The organism is Spirosoma panaciterrae DSM 21099, assembly GCF_000374025.1.
In the GTDB taxonomy this organism is placed as follows: Bacteria; Bacteroidota; Bacteroidia; order Cytophagales; family Spirosomataceae; genus Spirosoma; species Spirosoma panaciterrae.
In genome coordinates, this window is record NZ_KB893243.1 from 83060 (window position 1) to 100767 (window position 17708).

Consider the following 17708-nt stretch of genomic DNA (forward strand, 5'->3'; position numbering starts at 1 on the left):
GATTATTTCTCAAACAAGGTTTGGATGGTTGACAGCGCTTCTTCACTGATGAGCAGTTGATCGGCATTCATCAGATCGTACGTATTTACCTGCGCAGCGGTTGTTACTTTCGCCTTCTGAACATTCCGGCTCGACAGAACCACATTCGTGTTTACGTCGGGCAGAATCAGGAGCGTTTTGCGGCCTGATAGTTTCAGATCATTCAGGAACTGAATGTAATCTTTCGTGCGGGGAGCTTCCAGCGAAATGCTGTCAATAACCGAAATGCTGTTAGCCTGCGCTTTAACGGCATAAGCCGATTGGCGAGCCAGCGATTTTACTTTTTTGTTCAGTTTGAAGCTGTAATCGCGGGGACGAGGTCCGAAAACGGTACCACCACCAACGAAAACTGGCGACTTGGCGCTACCTGCACGGGCACCACCAGTACCTTTTTGTTTTTTCAGCTTGCGGGTCGAACGGGCAACTTCAGCGCGTTCTTTTGCTTTGTGTGTTCCCTGACGTTGGTTGGCCAGGTACTGTTTCACGTCGAGGTAAATCGCGTGTTGATTCGGTTCAATACCGAAGATCTCTTCCGAAAGGGTGACCTTTTTGCCTGTGTCTTCGCCCTTGCTGTTATATACGATTACTTCCATGGCCTACTTCTCGATAATTACGTATGAATTTTTAGCTCCGGGAACTGAACCGCTGATAACAATCAGGTTTTGCTCAGGCAGAATACGCAGAACACGCAGGTTTTGTACCGTTACGCGGTTACCGCCCATACGACCGGCCATACGAAGACCTTTGAATACCCGCGATGGGAACGAACAGGCACCAATCGAACCTGGGTGACGACCCCGGTTGTGCTGACCGTGCGTTTGACCGCCCACACCACCGAATCCGTGACGTTTCACAACGCCTTGGAAACCACGACCTTTTGCTGTTCCGACTACATCAACGAAGTCAGATTCAGTAAATACATCGGCTACCGTAAGTGTATCGCCCAGATTCAGCTCCTGCTCGAATTCTTTGAATTCAACCAGTTTGCGTTTAGGCGTGGTACCCGCTTTCTTGAAGTGGCCCAACTCCGGCTTGTTGCTGTGCTTTTCTTTCTTCTCGCCATAACCAAGCTGCACGGCTTTGTAGCCATCTTTCTCGATGCTACGTACTTGTGTTACGACACAGGGACCCGTTTCAATGACTGTACATGCCAGAGCCTGCCCGTCCGCATTGTACACACTGGTCATCCCGATTTTCTTGCCAATTAAACCAGACATTTGTGTTTGTTTAAAGTAAGCAGGTAAAATTTAGATACGCTTTTCCAACCCGGACCTTCCGAATCGGGCCGCAAAATTAGACAAATAATCAGACGAATCCTATATCTGCTTAAAAATCAGCCCCTGAAACAACAAAAAAGGTCGGGCGCACTGCACCTGACCTTTCACGGACATACAAAACCTTGGCTTGCAAGGCTTGTTTGCCCAAAAGTCAGGTGTGGTTTCCACAGAAGCAGACCTTCACCCTCGTATGTTGTTGATTCGTGTTTCGAGTTTGGGAGTGCAAAATTAGAAAATAGTTGTGAGAAATAGAAAAATTATTTTAAAGAAGTTTTGATTCTTTTTTGGTCGAGCCAGTCCATCCAATCTTTGGCGACAGCTTCGCCATTGTATTCTTTATCAATAATTTGCCCGTTCGTATCGCGTTTCAGTTTGAAAAACTGATGGTCGTGGTCGTGATAGGCTTTGAGAGTAAGGTTAGTTTTGCCCAGCTCAATAAATTCTAAGGGGAGATAATCAAGACCAATGGCGATTTCTCTGTCGGCTGTACCGTAAGCAATGTATAAGGGAGTATTGATCCGTAACAGATTATCCAGATTGCGAATTGAAAAAGATTTCCAGGCCCGGTATGTATCGGCGGGCGCATTGGTTAGTGCCGTAGGATGTTTCTGAATGTCTGCCCACCAGGCATATAAGGACTCAATCTGTTTTTGGCCGTCTTCTGGGCTTAGTTGACCTTTTTCAGTCTGTTGACGTATATCAAAAATTGGATTCTCAAAACGTCGACCGACGTGGCCCGAAAACAGAATCGTGTGGGTTATATGCCGATTATAATTGGCTACCAAATCGGCTCCCACTGTAAACCCCTCTGAACCACCACAGAATACCACTTTACGCGTATCGACCCACGGCTGTTTGATCAGGAAATTGATAACCTGATTGCACTGGGCTACATACCGTTCGCGGTAGTTGTTTTCGGTGTATTTCTGGCTGATGTACTCAGGTGTTGGTTTGCCTGTACGCATCGCTTCCTGATAACTGTCCAGAAACTGCTGCGTAGCTACTAGGCGGACGCCCGGTTTCTGCACCATAACAAAATGATACGAGTCTTTATACGTTCGAAAATGAAACGGGGAGGCTATGAGGTAATACTTGCCACTATCCTGAACAATAAGAGGCATTGGCTGTGAGCCCTGCCGAAACAGGAATAGCGGTTTTTTGACCTTTAGGTCTTCCTGAGTGCCAAAAATGATAAAAGTAGTGGTGTCTTTTCCGTCGGGCAGATGGAATACCTGACATAGCTGGTCAAGTTGGGCAGTTTGTCCGTGTGCTTGAGAGACTGTCCAAAGAGAGAGAAAAAATAGCAATTGTTTCATGTTGCCTGATTTTGTGTCAGGCAAATCAGGGTGTTTTTCGGGAGAGAGCGTGCAGATTTAACATTTGTTGAGGTTTTTTAACAGTTAGCAACAACTAGTTTATCGCTACAGGGCTTTGAATGTTTGTTGTCAAAATAGATGAATAATACATCATTACGACCAGGCATCAGGTCCATATACAAATAAAATTACTTGCTGCGGTGCGCAATTCTCCTATAATCTACGTTATTTCGCAGAGAGTCAAGTTAGTTCATCTGAATGGTAGGTATTATAATGGGTAGCCTTTCGGACCGAAAGGTGATGCAGGAGGCTGCCGACATCCTGAATGAGTTGGGCGTATCGTGGGAAATGGATATTGTGTCGGCCCATCGGACCCCTGAAAAAATGGTCGATTATGCAAAAACCGCCCGCAGTCGGGGTATCAAGGTAATTATTGCGGGGGCGGGGGGAGCCGCTCACCTGCCCGGCATGGTGGCCTCGTTGACAACACTGCCCGTTATCGGAGTCCCTGTCAAATCAAGTAATTCTATTGACGGCTGGGATTCAGTCTTGTCGATTCTGCAAATGCCGGCCGGTGTACCTGTGGCTACTATGGCACTCGACGGAGCCCGTAATGCTGGGATTCTGGCGGCACAGATCGTAGGTACGTTTGATGGTACCGTTGCCGAAAAACTAAGTCAGTTTAAAGAAGCTCTGAAGGAAAAGGTTGCTCAAATGAGTTCTGAATTAGCCAATAGTGCGAAATGAGTTGAAACGGCTACTTTACGTTATTCACTACCTGTAATTAAGTAAACCATGGCAACTGAAAGCCAACATTCTAATCCACGTCCAGCTTCAAACTCCAATTTGCCAGCTATTACGCTGGTTGTACTGGTGGGGTTGATTGCTGCTTTGTTATACATCGGTTACGATTATATTACAGATGACACCAACGGCTCAGATGAGCTGACTAATGTAGCGCTCGATACGACATCGCAGCAACCACTGGCGCAAAACGATCCCGACATGCTGATGTCGCCCGAAGAGGTAGATACCTCATCGCAGCCCGCGCCCGTCGACCTCTCGCAGGCGGCTCCTCCTGACGATGCGCCAGAAGCCAACGCCAATGCAGAAGAGGTTGCAGAAGATAACCGGGAAACAACGGATGGAAAGCCAGCTCCCACTGAGAAAGCGGAAGCTGCAAAGCCCGCTGAGAAACCTAAAGTAGAGAAGCCTGCTGAGAAACCGAAGGAAGAAAAGCCAAAGGAGGAGAAGCCTAAAGCCGAAGAAGTGATCGAGAAGCCAAAAATTAAACCTGGAGGGGTAACCAGCACATACACGGTTGGCTCAGGTGAAACGTTCTATGGCGTTGCTAATCGGTATAATATGAAAATCAGTACGCTCAAGGAAATGAATCCGGGCGTGTCGGAAAGTGATGTGAAAGCAGGTATTACAAAACTGAATGTAAAAGTAATGGCCGTGCATACCGTTGGGCCGGGCGATGTGCTGCGTGTTGTGGCCCAAAAATACGGCGTTAGCAAGGAGGCTATTATGCGCGCCAACAAACGCACAAAAGATATGGCTACCCGTGGCGAAAAATTGATTATTCCGTTTCCTGATAAACAGTAAGGAGGTAAAAGGAGCGAGTCGTTCGGAGTAAGCATAGCTGATGCGAAAGCAACGTTTTTGCATCAGCTATGCTCACTCCGAACGACTCGCTCCTTTTACTGCTTTTCATAGACCAATCCCATCGTGAAGCGGAAATCGTTGTTTTGCCGACCCGGTACAACCAGGCTTTCATAGGCGTTGGCAACCGTCGAGCGCAGACTGATCACTTTGGTAAATTGAAATTGAACGCTCAGACTGGCGTTCCACCGGACGTTATATTGCCCTAAAGCGGGCTGGTAGAAGACGGTATGGGTTACTTTAAAACGGTCATTATCAAAGGCGTACTCACCAAACAGCCGAGTTGAATTTCGGAAGATGTTTATATCGGCTAGCTCGATAAAATCGGTGTATTCCTGCATAAGCACATCTGTGATCGAAATATACGCTCGCTTTCGATTGAGAAGTTTATAGCCCATGCCGGCGGCTACCGTCCAGCGGTGGTTAATCTGGCGCAAATTGCTTCGTTCGTAGGAGCCAAATGCTAGATAGTAGAGCCGCTTTTCGTGGCGAAGTGTTGTTCGGAAATCACCAAACCACTCCCGTTCGGCCAGGATACCGCTTTGCTGACCATACACAAATGAGGGGTTGCTCGACAGCTTGAAATAATTATTAAGCTGGTAATCGATAGAACCCGTGAGTTGAAGTAAAGTACGATTGACATTACCGGTGGTAATCGTTCCATCGGCTGTGAACCGATACCGAAAGATCGGAGTCGGTACCTTCACTAAGGTATCCCGGTGGGCGGTATCTGGGGTAGTTTTTGTGGAATCTGTGTTTGCGTTCGTTTTGGTTGAATCGGCGCTGGGTGTTGAAGGGCGTAGTGGGTCAGGCTGTTCAACAATCTGAGCTTGTACGGTTGAGCAAACGGAAAGAAAACCGATCAAAAAGAGCCATAACGGAGTGTATTTCACAGAAAGAGGTATTGGTGAGGTCGCAACTTAGAAAAAAAGAGCTTACTTGGCAGTTGTCAAACGACTCAATTTATCCTATAGCCCAATTAACTAATCGTATCATGACCCGCTGGGGAATTTTAGGGCCGGGCCGTATTGCCCATAAATTTGTACAGGACTTGCTCACGGTGCCTGACGCCCAACTCTATGCTGTTGCTTCCTCCGACTTGCAACGTGCGACTGAATTTGCCGAAACCTATTCAATTCCACACGCCTTTGGCTCGTATGAAGAACTTTTAACCCTGCCAGACTTAGACGTAGTGTACGTAGCAACGCCCCATGTTAAACATCATGAAAACGTAATGATGCTGCTAAACGGTGGTATAGCTGTGTTGGGTGAGAAACCCTTTGCGATGAATGGCGATCAGGTTCGCGAAATGGTCGAAACGGCACGTTCGAAAGGGGTATTTCTAATGGAAGCGCTCTGGAGTCGGTTTATGCCTGGTATTGTGTTTGCGCAGGATCTGGTTAAATCAGGTGCTGTCGGGAACGTAGTTTCGGTAAAGGCCGATTTTGGTTTTAAAGCCCCATTTTTACCCGAAAAACGCTTGTTCAACAAGGCTCTGGGTGGAGGCTCCCTGCTCGATATCGGGATTTACCCGTTGTTTCTGTCCTACCTGATTTTAGGGAAGCCAACGACAGTAAAGGCATCGGCAACGTTCAGCTCTACCGATGTCGATGAACAGTGTGGCATGGTTTTGACCTATGCCGATGGGCAAGTGGCTTTGCTGGATAGCTGTCTGTTGGCCGCTACGGATTGTCTGGGTATCATTCAGGGCGAAACGGGCCAAATTCGAATTCATAGCCGATTTCACGAAACCAAGGGTATTACGCTCAATCGGGAAGATGGAACGACTGAAACATTTACCTTCGACCGCGACACACACGGGTATGATTACGAAGCAAAACACGTCATGGAGTGTCTGCAGGAAGGGAAAACAGAAAGTCCGCTCTGGTCGCTCGATGATAGTCTGAACCTGATGCAACTGCTGGATACCGTTCGGGCAGAAGCAGGGATTAGTTATTAAGGAGAAAGGAGGAAGCGATAAAAGGGAGAAGGGGCAGGGCTATTTACCTGCTGCTATCTCCCGTTTCCCTGCTCCTTTTTTCCTACCTTTGCCCCATGACTGACCGCTATGCACAGCGCGGGGTATCCGCCAGTAAAGAAGACGTTCATAACGCCATTGCCCAACTCGACAAGGGCCTTTTCCCCAAAGCTTTTTGCAAAATCGTACCCGACACGCTTGCGGGCGATCCGGATTTCTGCACCATTATGCACGCCGATGGGGCCGGTACCAAATCATCACTGGCTTATCTGTACTGGCGTGAAACGGGCGATCTGAGTGTCTGGAAAGGAATTGCTCAGGACGCTGTGGTCATGAATACGGATGATCTGATTTGCGTGGGGGCTACGGGACCTATGCTCCTTTCGTCGACCATTGGCCGGAACAAAAACCTGATTCCGGGTGAAGTAATCGCCGAAATTATCAACGGTACTGAGGAGATACTTCACATGCTGCGCGAACATGGTATCGAGATTTACAGTACAGGTGGTGAAACGGCTGATGTGGGCGATCTGGTTCGTACCGTAATTGTAGATAGTACAGTTATTGCCCGTATGCGACGCGATGAGGTCATTAGCAACGACCGCATTCAGGCAGGTGATGTCGTTGTTGGGCTGGCTTCGTTTGGGCAGGCCACGTATGAAACGAGTTATAACGGTGGCATGGGGAGCAATGGCCTGACTTCGGCCCGGCATGATGTACTGGCCCATTACCTGGCCGATACATATGCAGAAAGTTTCGACCCGGCCGTTGACCGTAGTCTGATCTACAGCGGCTCAAAAAAGCTGACAGACACCATCGATATTGCGAATTCAGATTCGCAGGTTGTCCAACCAACAGTTGGGCAACTGATTCTTTCGCCTACCCGTACCTATGCCCCAGTGGCTAAAGCCCTGCTTAACGAACTTCGGAACCAGATTCATGGCATGGTCCACTGTTCGGGTGGAGCTCAGACAAAGGTGCTTCACTTTGTGGATAACCTGCATATTATTAAGGACAATCTGTTTCCTATTCCTCCTTTGTTCCAACTGATTCAAAGCGAAAGCGGAACCGAGTGGCAGGAAATGTACAAAGTTTTCAATATGGGACATCGGCTGGAGGTTTACCTGTCGGAAGAACATGCCCAGCGGGTAATCGAGATTTCGCAATCGTTTGGGATTGATGCGCAGATAATCGGACGTGTGGAGGCTTATTCGGGCAAGCGGGTTACGATTCGGAGCGAAGTCGGTGAATTTGTGTACTAAGTGACTTATTCCTGTTTTGCGGTCCAATAGGCGAATTCGCTTAATGACCTGCAGGATATGAGAAAACTATACAGAGTTGCTGTATTGATTGGGTTGCTCATTGGCCAGATGGCAATCGCTCAAACGGCTCCATTTGCTGGTACATGGAGTTTTGAAGGAAATGATAATGGCAGCTCGTCAAATCCATTAGTAGCAGTTTCGTCGGTCAGCTATACGGGCGTTAATAAGATAGCGGTTAATCCCTACACCAGCGGCTATGTGAATCTGGGTGTAAACGTACAGAACTGGTCCACATCATTATGTAATCAAACCGAGTATGTTCAATTTTCGGTGCAGCCTCAGGGGACCGCTCACGTCACGCTAACGTCTCTTTCCTTTGCCTTTTCTCGTTCTGCCCAGGGGCCGCAACAGATCTATGTTCGTTCAAGCGCCGATGGCTTTGCCAGTGATATTTATACCAATACAACCTCTACGTCTTATCAAACGGCTTCAATTACGCTCAATGGTGGGAACTTCATCAATCAATCGTCGGCTATTACTTTTCGCATTTATGCATGTCAGCCGGCCGCTGGTGGAGGTACGCTTAAGTTGGATGAAATTCAGATAAATGGTTCATCGTTGCCCGTTACGCTCCTTTCATTTACGGCCAGACCCGATGGCGACCGGGTTCAACTGGTCTGGGCAACCACCGCTGAGTATAATGCCGATAAGTTTGTTGTTGAACGCAGCAGCGATTTGGGTGAGTATAAACGGATTGGGGAGGTGGCAGCCCGAGGCACTACAAATGAGCAGCAGGATTACAGGCTGATTGACAGCAATCCATTTCCCGGAATCAACTACTATCGCTTGAAACAGGTGGATTTCGATGGAACAGTTCATACCTATAAACTTATATCGGCTATTATCCGGCAGGATGAGCCTGTTATCGCAGTATATCCCAATCCTGCCAATCCCGACCGGATTCATCTTCGCTTGTGGAATGCCGAAGGGACAACTGTACAGCTGTTGACACGGACTGGGCAAACCGTTTTGGGGCGATTGGAAGTGCAGGCGGGGGAAGGGGATTTTTTGGTCGATCAGCCGTTGGCAGTTGGGCTCTACTGGCTTGTAGTGCAAACCAATAGCCAACGAAAAGTAATAGAGGTGTTGGTGCGATAGGTATAAGCAACTTCCCGAAAGGTCAACCTTTCGGGAAGCTAAAGGTTAAGCAAACTCAGGTTCTGGCGTAACCGTTTTTATTTCAACGCGTGGGGGCAGCAATTTATACAAGACGGGTGTTACCACACGCGAGAGTAAGGTGCTGGAAATCAGGCCCCCGATAAGGACCCAGGCTAATGGCGAATAAAGTGGATTCCCTTCAATAGCGAGTGGAATGAGTCCGCCAATCGCGGTCAGCGAGGTCAGAACAATAGGCACAAATCGGATTTCGCCCGCTTCCTGAATCGCATCGATGAGCGACATACCTTCTTCGCGCAGGTGGTTAGTGAAATCGACCAGCAGAATCGAATTTTTAACCTCGATACCGATTAGGGCAATCAACCCAATAACAGCTACGAACGAGAACGGATTGCCCGTAAAATAGAGTGCCAGTACCGCGCCGATTACCCCGAGAGGAATGACCGATAACACGATCAGTGTGCTCTTGAAAGTGCCAAATTCCAGTACCAGTACGGCAATAAATCCGAAGATGGTGATCAGGATGATTGTGCCTAACCCACCAAACGATTTCTCCCGGCTTTCGAGCTCGCCCGCAGCTTTATAGCTAAACCCATTAGGAAACTTCATCTTGTCCAGTTTGGCCAGTACGTCGTTGAAGACATTATCGACCAGATAGCCCGTTTTTACAAAACCTGTGATGGTCACGTAGCGGTCTTTGTCGTAGTGGCGAATCTGGTTCATGCTGCTTTCAAATTCCAGATCAGCGATTTGGCGGAGGGGCACGGCTGAACCCGTTAAGGTGTTGACATACAAATCGCTCAAAACGCGCTGGTCGGCTACTTTACCTTTGGGCAGGGTTACATTGATGGTGTAATCGTCGCCGTTGGGTTCTTTGAATGTGCCTACATTCAGTCCGGCGATGGACAGCCGGATCGTACGGTTAACATCAGCAATCGAAATGCCCAGTAAGCCCGCTTTTTCTTTGTTGATGCGCACTCGTAAATCCGTTTTCTGATTCGAAAGCGGGTTATTGACGTAAATCAGACCAGGCGTTTGTTTGAAAGCCTTTTCTACGCGGGAGGCCATTACTTTCAGCGTATCAAGGTTTTCACCAAAGACACGGACGGCAACGGGAGCTTCCTGGTCGGGTCCTTGCTCGAAATCCTTTACTTCGATTTTAGCGTTGGGATAATACTTGAATCGTTCACGCAGTTTATCGATCAAAACCCGTTTTTCGGCTGGTTCGAGATCCACCAATTGCACGTAAAACTGAGCGTAGTTGGGCGATTCATTTCGCTGAATGATGTTGTAGTAGATGCGGGGTTGACCACGACCTACATTCGTTGTAATATATTTGACATCCGGTTCGCGCTTCAATTGGCCTTCTACATAGCGAGCGACCCGGTCAGTTTCTGACAAACTGGTCCCATCTGGGGTTTCGATATTGATCAGAAACTGTGGTTTTTCCGAAGCTGGGAACAGAGCAAAACCAACCAGTTTGAACATATACAGGGCGCCGGTAAATAAGACACCGGCAATCAGTAAAGTCACAACCGGATGACGTAACCCCCAATGCAACAGACGGCTATACGACCCGCTAATGAGTTTTTTCAGCGCCCGCATGAAGATGTTGCCCTCAGGGTTATGCTCTTCTTTCAGAATTCGACTCGATAGAAAGGGAACGATGGTCAGCGAAACAAACAGCGATGCCAGAATGGTTGTGACTACCGCCATCGGTAGCGAGCGGATGAAATCGCCGGAGGCTTCGGGTAGGAAAAGCAGCGGTAGAAACGCCAGAATCAATGTTGTTGTACAGCCAATTACGGCCAGGGTAATCTGGCTGGTTGCTTTAATGGCTGCTTCACGTTTAGAGTACCCCTCGCGCAGATAGCGTTCGATATTCTCAACGACAACGATCGAATCATCGACCAGAATTCCCAATGCAACGATGAGCCCGACAATGCTTAACTGGTTGATACTAAAGCCTAACAGGTCGAGCCCCGCCAGTCCAATCGCTAACGACAGCGGAATTGAAATCATAACCACGATAGCCGCCCGGAATCCCAGGGGGAGAAGCGTAAGCGATACCAGTAGAATGGCCAGCCCAAAATCTTGCACGAAATGATCCAGCCGCTTGTTGACACTAACCGTCTGGTCGAAGTTTTTAACCAGAGTAATATGTGGGGGTAAGGTCTTCGCAAATCGGTCGATGACCGGATTCAACTGCTGCCCGACTTTAGCGATGTTTTCACCCGTTTTTTGCCCGGCTGTTACCAGCACCGCCCGATGCCCATTGAGTCGGGTAATGTAGGTTTCGTCTTCGTAGTTGAAATCGACGTCGGCCACATCGCGCAGGTAGATAATTTTTTGCCCATTGGTCGATACGATCGTGTTTCTGATTTCATCCAGCGATTGGTAGTCGCCCGATGTTTTGACGTTGAATTTGCGAGTACCCGCCTGAATATTTCCACCGGGTATATTCAGATTCTCGGCCTGTAGCGCCCCGAGCACCCGATTGACCGCAATGCCGTTTTGGGCCATCTTCTCAATATTGAGCGATACCCGGACAACTGATGCTGGATAGCCCCAGTCTTCGGCGTTTTTGAGGCTTTTTATTTTTTCAAATTCCTTCTTGAGCTTGTCGGCATACTCGCCCAGTTCTTTCGTAGAAGCTACTTCTGATAAAAGAGCAACCTGAACTATGTTTACATCGGTCGGCGAAAATTTCTTGATATCGATTCGGTAGATGTCGGAAGGTAGTTCGGTTTTCAGCGCGTTGACTTCCCGAATTATTTCCTGGTATTTTTCATCGGGGTCAACACCGTAATTGTATTCAATCCGAAACACAGCCAGGCCATCATCTACGTTCGTAATAACGTGCCCCATATCTTCCAGGGCGTTAAAGCGTGCTTCGCCTGGATCAACGACCAGTTTCTCCATATCAAGGGCGTCGGTACCGGGATAAATGACCGCTACAATGTAGGTAGGGGCCGTAAATTCAGGGTCTTCACCCCGAGGCATATTCAATAGTGAGTTTATCCCCAGTGCAGCTACTCCAAGAAATAGCACTAGCATAAACTGCCAGTTTTTGACGGAAAATTCGGATAGGTTCATCGCTTTTCTCTGTGAATCTCAGTGGCATCTCTTTTGGGCTCTGTGTACAGTTGTGACACTGAGCTACACAGGGGTAGTGGAGATGCCCAGAGGGTTATTTTAGTACCACATTTGACTCTTCTGTCAGATAAGCTGAGCCAGCCGTTACCACTTGTTGTACACCTGCCAATCCGTTGGTCAGTAATACCTTATCGCCGTCCAGGAAACCGATCTGAACAGGGGCCTTGCGAACGTGTTTTTGGTCGTCGGCCAGCAGATATACGAAGCCATTTTTACCGTTGCCTTCTACAATGGCTTCTACGGGTACAAGGGAGTAACTACGGCTCTGGGCAGGAACGAGGGTGACTTTACCGAACAGACCTGGAGCCAGCTTAACGCCACCAGCATTGATATGTATTTTTACTTCATAAAGCTTATTGACCGGATCGGCAGCCTGAGCCAGTTCACTAACTGTACCCGTAAACGTTTGGTCGGGGTAGGCATCCAGTTTGATGCTGGCTTTGTTGCCGAGCCGAAGCCGCGCCCAATCTTTATCAGACACGCCCACCCGCACAACCCAGTCGCTGGGGCGATTCGATGAAATCAGATAAACAGGGGCACCAGGCGAGGCTATCTCACCAGCATTGGCAATTTTACGAGTCACTGTCCCATCGACCGTTGATCGGATTTGAGCGTAATTTTGGTTGAACTGAGCAATAGTCAGATTTTGTTTCGCTACGCTCTGGCCGGTCGTTGCATTTTGCAGTTGTTCAAGCGTAGCGGCTGTGTCGGCATACAGGCTTTTGACCCGGCTCAGATCACGCTCGGCTTTTTCAGTGGCTAGTTGCGCCTGATTTACCTGGGCGTTGATTTCCGTCAGATCGAGGGTAGCCAGAAGCTGGCCTTTACGAACCTGCTGGCCTTCGTCGACGTACATACGATTGATAATGCCACCGATTTTGAACGACAACCGGGCTTCCTGATCGGAAGATACCAGTCCTGATGCTACGACGGGTTCTGCCCGAACTACGGTAGTTACGGGCGCTAGTTTGATGGGAACTACCGTTTCGTCGGTCGTTTCAACCTGTTTGTTTTCGGCTTTAGTACCGCACGCCCATAGTGCAGCAGCGAGTAAGATTGAGAGGATAATTTGAGTCAATTTCATATGCTATCTTGTTTGCCAGGGCACTTTTACTAAGTTGTACTTGTATTACGGTGTAATGCGCTCAGCCATGAACCAACTCATCACAATACACCCAGATATTCAGAGCGGAACACCTGTTTTTTTCAATACGCGTGTTCCGGTTAAGAACTTGTTCGATTATGTGAAAGGTGGACATACGGTTGCTGAGTTTATCGATGATTTTCCTTCGGTTAGGTTTGAGCAAGCTTTGGCTGTGCTAGATATGGCCGAATCAACTTAATTCAATACTACTGTACGGCTACGGCCCGGTCGAGTGCCGCGCGTTTGACAAGGACATCCATACGAGCGAGCGAGTGCTGTAGCTGGGCCGTTTGGCGATCATTCTGATAGCGTATGTACTCAATCAATAGCGATTGGCCATTGCGGTATTTGCTGTCAATCACCCGGAACGTCTGATCGGCATTGAGCACACCACTTTGCGTAGCGACCAGACTTTCGGTAGCCGCATTTAGGTCATAATAGGCCTGTACCACCTGCAACTGGATTTGCTGCTGAACTTCAGCAAGTCTATTCTGTAGTGCATCGGTCTGGATTTTGGCCTGTTGAATTTTCGAGCGTTTTTCGTAGCCTTTAAATAAATCCCATTGCAGGCCAACCTGGGCCACTGCATACGCCTGATTCTGAAACGTATAGCCATATCCCTGAAAGCCGGTATTGCCTCCGATATATACGTTAGGGATTTTGGCGTTGGCTTCATTGAGCTTTACGGCCGTGCGGGCGGCATCGAGCGAGCCATTCAACTGAGCCAGTTCCTGTCGGCCCCGAAGGGCTGTTTGCTGCAAATCACTTAGATTCTCCTTCGATTCGGGCAGGATTTTCGTTAGCGATGAATCTACCTCAATAGTTGTAGTTAGCTCCCGATTCAGCAGGAAGTTGAAGTAGGCTTTGGCTGTTTCACGATTTTTCTGCGCTACGGCTAATTGCTGATCTACTTTACTGATCTCGTAACGGGCCGATGTCAGTACTTCCTTCGTGGCTACATTATTGGCAATCAGTTTCTCATTTAGTCGCGCCAGCTCGTTCAGAACTTTGTTCGAGTTTTCGTAAATCTGAATAGCATCGAGGGTTTGCAGGTATTGGTAGTAAGCGGTAGCAATGGTATAACGAAGTTCGTTCTCTACCACCCGTTTGCGTGCCTCCTGGGCCGAAAGTAATTGTTTCTGAATAAGGTAATTGTACTGAATATCGGTGTTGAAAATTGCGTAGCTGATATTCAGCTTCGTATCGTGGAAATTATTGGGAGCCAATAACTGATTGACATTCTCAATATTGGTCGGAAATCGATCGGCACCTATAATCTGATTCAGCGTACGATAGGCCGGATTGAGCAGATCACCCACCGGAAACTCCAGCCGTCGCCCACCGGCCGCCAGCGAATAGGTTGGATTAAATGCAACACGCGGATAAAACAGAGAGCGAGCCTGGTGCAATGACTCCGTAACGCGACTAATTTCCAGTGATTCCTGCTTAAGCCCCAAGTTATTGGCCATTCCTTCGCGAATGTAGTTTTCCAGAATCGGCGACATGCCTTGTGAGGCAGGCTGCGCGGTCATGGATAGGGGAAGTAGCAGTGTCAGATAGCGAATGTGTTTAAATATCAGTCTCATAACCGCCTATCAATTAATGAACAGTGTTTAGTATAATGGCAAAAAAATATCAAAGACCCTTTTTAAGTGTTTCGATAAACAAAAAGAATGCTTCCTCCATAAGGGGTATTACACGGTCCTCTCCAAACATACTTAGCCGTCGGCGTAGAAACAGGGCGACTATACCATGTACCGTACTCCAGATCATCAGGCTAGCCTGTTCGGCATCGGTATGTTTGATTAAGCCCATATCGATACAAGCCTGCACCACATTCTGCAACAGCAGGAATGCATTATGACCATCTTCCCATACGTCGTTACGGCAGTCTAGCGTGTCGATAGGAGCCGTCATAATGAACATCAAATCATATAACTCGGGATTTGTGACAGCAAATTGCAAGTACAGGCGGCCCATTTCAACCAGTTTATCGAAAGGGTTTTCAATCTGGGCAATCGGTGCAAAATCCTGAATCAATTTTGTAAAAGCAGCCTGATGTAAGGCAAAGAACAGTTCGTTTTTGTCTTTGTAGTATAGGTAGATTGTAGCCGGGCTATATTCTATTTCGTCAGCAATGTTTCGGATACTTACTTTTTCGTACCCGTTTGCCAGAAATAGCTTTTGAGCGGCATCTAAAATCAGCCTCCGCATTTCTTCCCGTTCCCGCTCTTTACGCTCTACAATTCCCATCCGTTTATTTGTTAACAATGCAAACTTACTGAACAGTGTTTAGTAAACAAGCGTTGATCAGATTTTTTTAATCGAATTTGAGTAAACGGTCGTTAAAATGGCCCAGGTAGTGAACGGGTTACAGACTATACTCGACTAAATCGGGCAAAGGTATTTTTATTAGGCTGGTAAGGCGATGGTAAATTCCGTAAATTCTCCGGGTTCTGTCTCTATGTGCAACGTTCCACCATGCCCCTTCGAAATGATGTCGTAGCTGAGCGATAAACCAAGGCCTGTTCCATGCCCGGTAGGCTTGGTGGTGAAGAAGGGCTGAAAGATTTTATGGCGAACGCTATCCGGAACTCCCGTACCATTATCCCGTATTCGGATTAGTATCTGACCAGCTTCCTGCGAGGTTTTTACCGAAACCGTTGGGCTAAAGCCTGATAGTAAAGCACTTTTTTCCTGAACAGCATAGAAAGCATTATTGAACAGGTTAACCAGTACTCGGCCAATATCCTCGGGGACCAGGTGTACAGTTGGCAGATTGGGCGCAAAGTCAGTGAGTAACTGGGCATTGAACGATTTCTCTTTGGCTCGGATGCCATGATAAGCCAATCGGAGGTATTCGTCTACCAGGTTGTTTATATCCGTTGGTTGTTTTTGTCCTGAACTGGCTCGGCTGTGCTGAAGCATTCCCCGGACAATACTGGCGGCTCGTTTTCCATGATCGTTGATTTTCTGAACATTCTGACTCAGATCATGAAGTAGATCCGTTTCCAGTGCTTCATCGCGTTGATCAGCGGGTTTTTGGCGCTCTTCGTTAAGTTCTTCTACCAATTCGACCGATACCTCGGCAAAGTTGTTGACAAAATTGAGCGGGTTCTGAATTTCATGCGCAATCCCCGCAGTAAGTTCGCCCAGTGAAGCCAGCTTTTCCCGTTGAACGAGTTGATCCTGCGTAGTCTTTAGTTCGTCCAGTGACTGATGGAGTTCGGCGGTTCGTTTCTGTACCTGTTCTTCCAGAAGTTCATTTTGACGAGCCAGAATCTGTTGTTTTTCCTGCTCCTGAGCCAGTGTACGGGCCGACAATTGCTCTACCTCGCGTAGATTATCGCCCAGTGCTTTGTAGGTTCGGGTATAATCGCGTACCAAGGAAAGTGACAGCCCGACTGGAATGCTAAACAACCCCAGCGCACTGAGGGCAATATCGAGTGCCAGCACATATTCCATTCCGAAATGAACAACGGTATCTAAAATACCAGCACTGATGGAAAAGATAATGACCAGAAAGTAGCAGAGTAGTGCAGCTTTGAGCGAGTTCCACGGTAGCCGGGCGTCGATGTCCTTACTTTTTCGGCCTTTCCAACTAACGCGGATGTAATCGATTATAACCAGAACGAACGGAATACCTGCTGATGCTTCCTGAACGGAGCCTATAAATAGATGATATACCTGGACCAGGATCACTGCGGTAAGTATCGAGTAGTAAATCCAGGTTCTTGGCAGATGCATATACTGATATACAGCCGTAAGCAATAGTATAAAGCCTGCATGAAGACTTAAATTGCTTACCAGATCCGTAATAGAAATATAGGTCAGTGTTCCAATATAGTTGTCCAGCTCAGCCATGACGAAGATCATCGCAAAAAAGAGCATGGTCCAGGCCAGGGTTCTGTTTATGGGCTGGCTACGGTTGGCTCGATAAAATAAAAAATGGAGTAGAGCCAGGATAGCGAAAACTCCCATGAAGCAACCGTCGAGTACCGATGTCCAGTGCGCTTCTCCAACCACAGTATTACCAGCCTCGTCAGTGTTATAAATGTCAACATGAATTGGATCGACGCTGGTAGAGGATTGAATAACAGGGTCCCGGCGAATCTGATAGTGTATGGCCAGCACATGGGGCTTCGTATCGTGCAACTGAAGAGGAATGAATTGAATCAGTCGCTGAGAGCCGCTGGAGTCGAACAGGGGTGGTTTAAGTACAGCCAGCAAACGCCCATCCAGATAAAGTTCTGAAGCGCCGAACTGCTGAACGACTACCTGAAACCTACGATTGACAGCTTTGGGGCTTGCCGTGATTACCTGGCGAAACCAGGCATTGTTACCCGGTCCCAGGTCTTCATCAAGTTTAGTGGCATCTACGTCCTTTATAACTTTCCAACGACCGTCATCATACGCCGAATCGGCCCAGTGGGGGTTATGGCCCGACTGGAAACGCCATTTTGATCGTTTCAGGTCACCGTCTCCCCGCGTAATACGGATGCCTTGCCCCAAAGCGATATGGGTAAGGAAACTGAAGGTATATATCAACCAAAGTATTCGTCGGTTCATGGGTGCAGAACGCCTATAGGTTTGTCTGGCAAATGGGTGTCTGAATAGTAGGTTTGGTAATAGTTTAAAGAAAAGTAAGCCTAAATTGGCAGTAAACTAATCTTTAGGGACGATTTGTTATCTAAG

Annotated in this window: 15 protein-coding genes; 6 read left to right on the forward strand and 9 right to left on the reverse strand. The window is 47.9% G+C overall.

Annotation, left to right across the window (positions count from 1 at the left end; translation table 11 throughout):
- Window positions 1-2: 2 nt before the first annotated feature.
- The 3 genes from rplD to B153_RS0132605 form a co-directional block, all read right to left on the reverse strand.
- On the reverse strand, window positions 3-632 hold the full coding sequence (gene rplD / locus B153_RS0132595) for a 50S ribosomal protein L4 (protein ID WP_020600954.1): 630 nt from the start codon (window positions 630-632) through the stop codon (window positions 3-5).
- A 3-nt stretch (window positions 633-635) separates the two neighbouring features.
- Window positions 636-1256, reverse strand: coding sequence for a 50S ribosomal protein L3 (gene rplC / locus B153_RS0132600; RefSeq protein ID WP_020600955.1), 621 nt, complete (start codon window positions 1254-1256; stop codon window positions 636-638).
- Between the two features lie 317 nt (window positions 1257-1573).
- Window positions 1574-2632, reverse strand: coding sequence for a dienelactone hydrolase family protein (locus tag B153_RS0132605; protein ID WP_020600956.1), 1059 nt, complete (start codon window positions 2630-2632; stop codon window positions 1574-1576).
- Between the two features lie 258 nt (window positions 2633-2890).
- Between B153_RS0132605 and purE the strand changes: the two genes are divergently transcribed.
- Together purE and B153_RS0132615 are read left to right on the forward strand one after the other, a co-directional pair.
- Window positions 2891-3379 (forward strand): 5-(carboxyamino)imidazole ribonucleotide mutase, encoded by a 489-nt coding sequence (gene purE / locus B153_RS0132610; RefSeq protein WP_026262625.1) that lies wholly within the window; start codon window positions 2891-2893, stop codon window positions 3377-3379.
- Between the two features lie 48 nt (window positions 3380-3427).
- Window positions 3428-4240 carry a LysM peptidoglycan-binding domain-containing protein gene (locus tag B153_RS0132615; protein ID WP_020600958.1) on the forward strand — a complete coding sequence of 271 codons (813 nt, stop codon included), beginning with the start codon at window positions 3428-3430 and terminating at the stop codon, window positions 4238-4240.
- A 95-nt stretch (window positions 4241-4335) separates the two neighbouring features.
- Here B153_RS0132615 and B153_RS0132620 read toward each other — a convergent pair whose 3' ends face one another.
- Window positions 4336-5163, reverse strand: a complete 828-nt coding sequence (locus B153_RS0132620; protein WP_020600959.1) for a DUF481 domain-containing protein — start codon at window positions 5161-5163, stop codon at window positions 4336-4338.
- Between the two features lie 128 nt (window positions 5164-5291).
- Between B153_RS0132620 and B153_RS0132625 the strand changes: the two genes are divergently transcribed.
- From B153_RS0132625 to B153_RS0132635, 3 genes are all read left to right on the forward strand, one after another.
- Entirely contained in the window at window positions 5292-6257 is a 966-nt protein-coding gene (locus B153_RS0132625; protein WP_020600960.1) for a Gfo/Idh/MocA family protein, read from the forward strand.
- 95 nt (window positions 6258-6352) lie between these two features.
- On the forward strand, window positions 6353-7537 hold the full coding sequence (locus tag B153_RS0132630; RefSeq protein WP_020600961.1) for an AIR synthase related protein: 1185 nt from the start codon (window positions 6353-6355) through the stop codon (window positions 7535-7537).
- Window positions 7538-7594: 57 nt separating this feature from the next.
- Entirely contained in the window at window positions 7595-8695 is a 1101-nt protein-coding gene (locus B153_RS0132635) for a T9SS type A sorting domain-containing protein (protein ID WP_026262627.1), read from the forward strand.
- A gap of 45 nt (window positions 8696-8740) precedes the next feature.
- On the opposite strand, the gene B153_RS0132640 is transcribed toward B153_RS0132635, so the two are convergent.
- Together B153_RS0132640 and B153_RS0132645 are read right to left on the reverse strand one after the other, a co-directional pair.
- On the reverse strand, window positions 8741-11809 hold the full coding sequence (locus B153_RS0132640; protein WP_020600963.1) for an efflux RND transporter permease subunit: 3069 nt from the start codon (window positions 11807-11809) through the stop codon (window positions 8741-8743).
- 94 nt (window positions 11810-11903) lie between these two features.
- Window positions 11904-12953, reverse strand: a complete 1050-nt coding sequence (locus B153_RS0132645) for an efflux RND transporter periplasmic adaptor subunit (RefSeq protein ID WP_020600964.1) — start codon at window positions 12951-12953, stop codon at window positions 11904-11906.
- A 67-nt stretch (window positions 12954-13020) separates the two neighbouring features.
- Here B153_RS0132645 and B153_RS0132650 point away from each other — a divergent pair, with 67 nt between their 5' ends.
- The gene (locus B153_RS0132650; protein ID WP_020600965.1) at window positions 13021-13212 is read left to right on the forward strand and encodes a DUF433 domain-containing protein; all 192 of its coding nucleotides are present in this window, start codon (window positions 13021-13023) and stop codon (window positions 13210-13212) included.
- Between the two features lie 7 nt (window positions 13213-13219).
- Here the strand turns inward: B153_RS0132650 and B153_RS0132655 are convergent, their stop codons facing one another.
- From B153_RS0132655 to B153_RS38655, 3 genes are all read right to left on the reverse strand, one after another.
- Window positions 13220-14599 carry a TolC family protein gene (locus tag B153_RS0132655; protein WP_026262629.1) on the reverse strand — a complete coding sequence of 460 codons (1380 nt, stop codon included), beginning with the start codon at window positions 14597-14599 and terminating at the stop codon, window positions 13220-13222.
- Between the two features lie 49 nt (window positions 14600-14648).
- Entirely contained in the window at window positions 14649-15266 is a 618-nt protein-coding gene (locus B153_RS0132660) for a TetR/AcrR family transcriptional regulator (RefSeq protein ID WP_020600967.1), read from the reverse strand.
- 159 nt (window positions 15267-15425) lie between these two features.
- Window positions 15426-17582 carry an ATP-binding protein gene (locus B153_RS38655; RefSeq protein WP_020600968.1) on the reverse strand — a complete coding sequence of 719 codons (2157 nt, stop codon included), beginning with the start codon at window positions 17580-17582 and terminating at the stop codon, window positions 15426-15428.
- Window positions 17583-17708 lie beyond the last annotated feature (126 nt).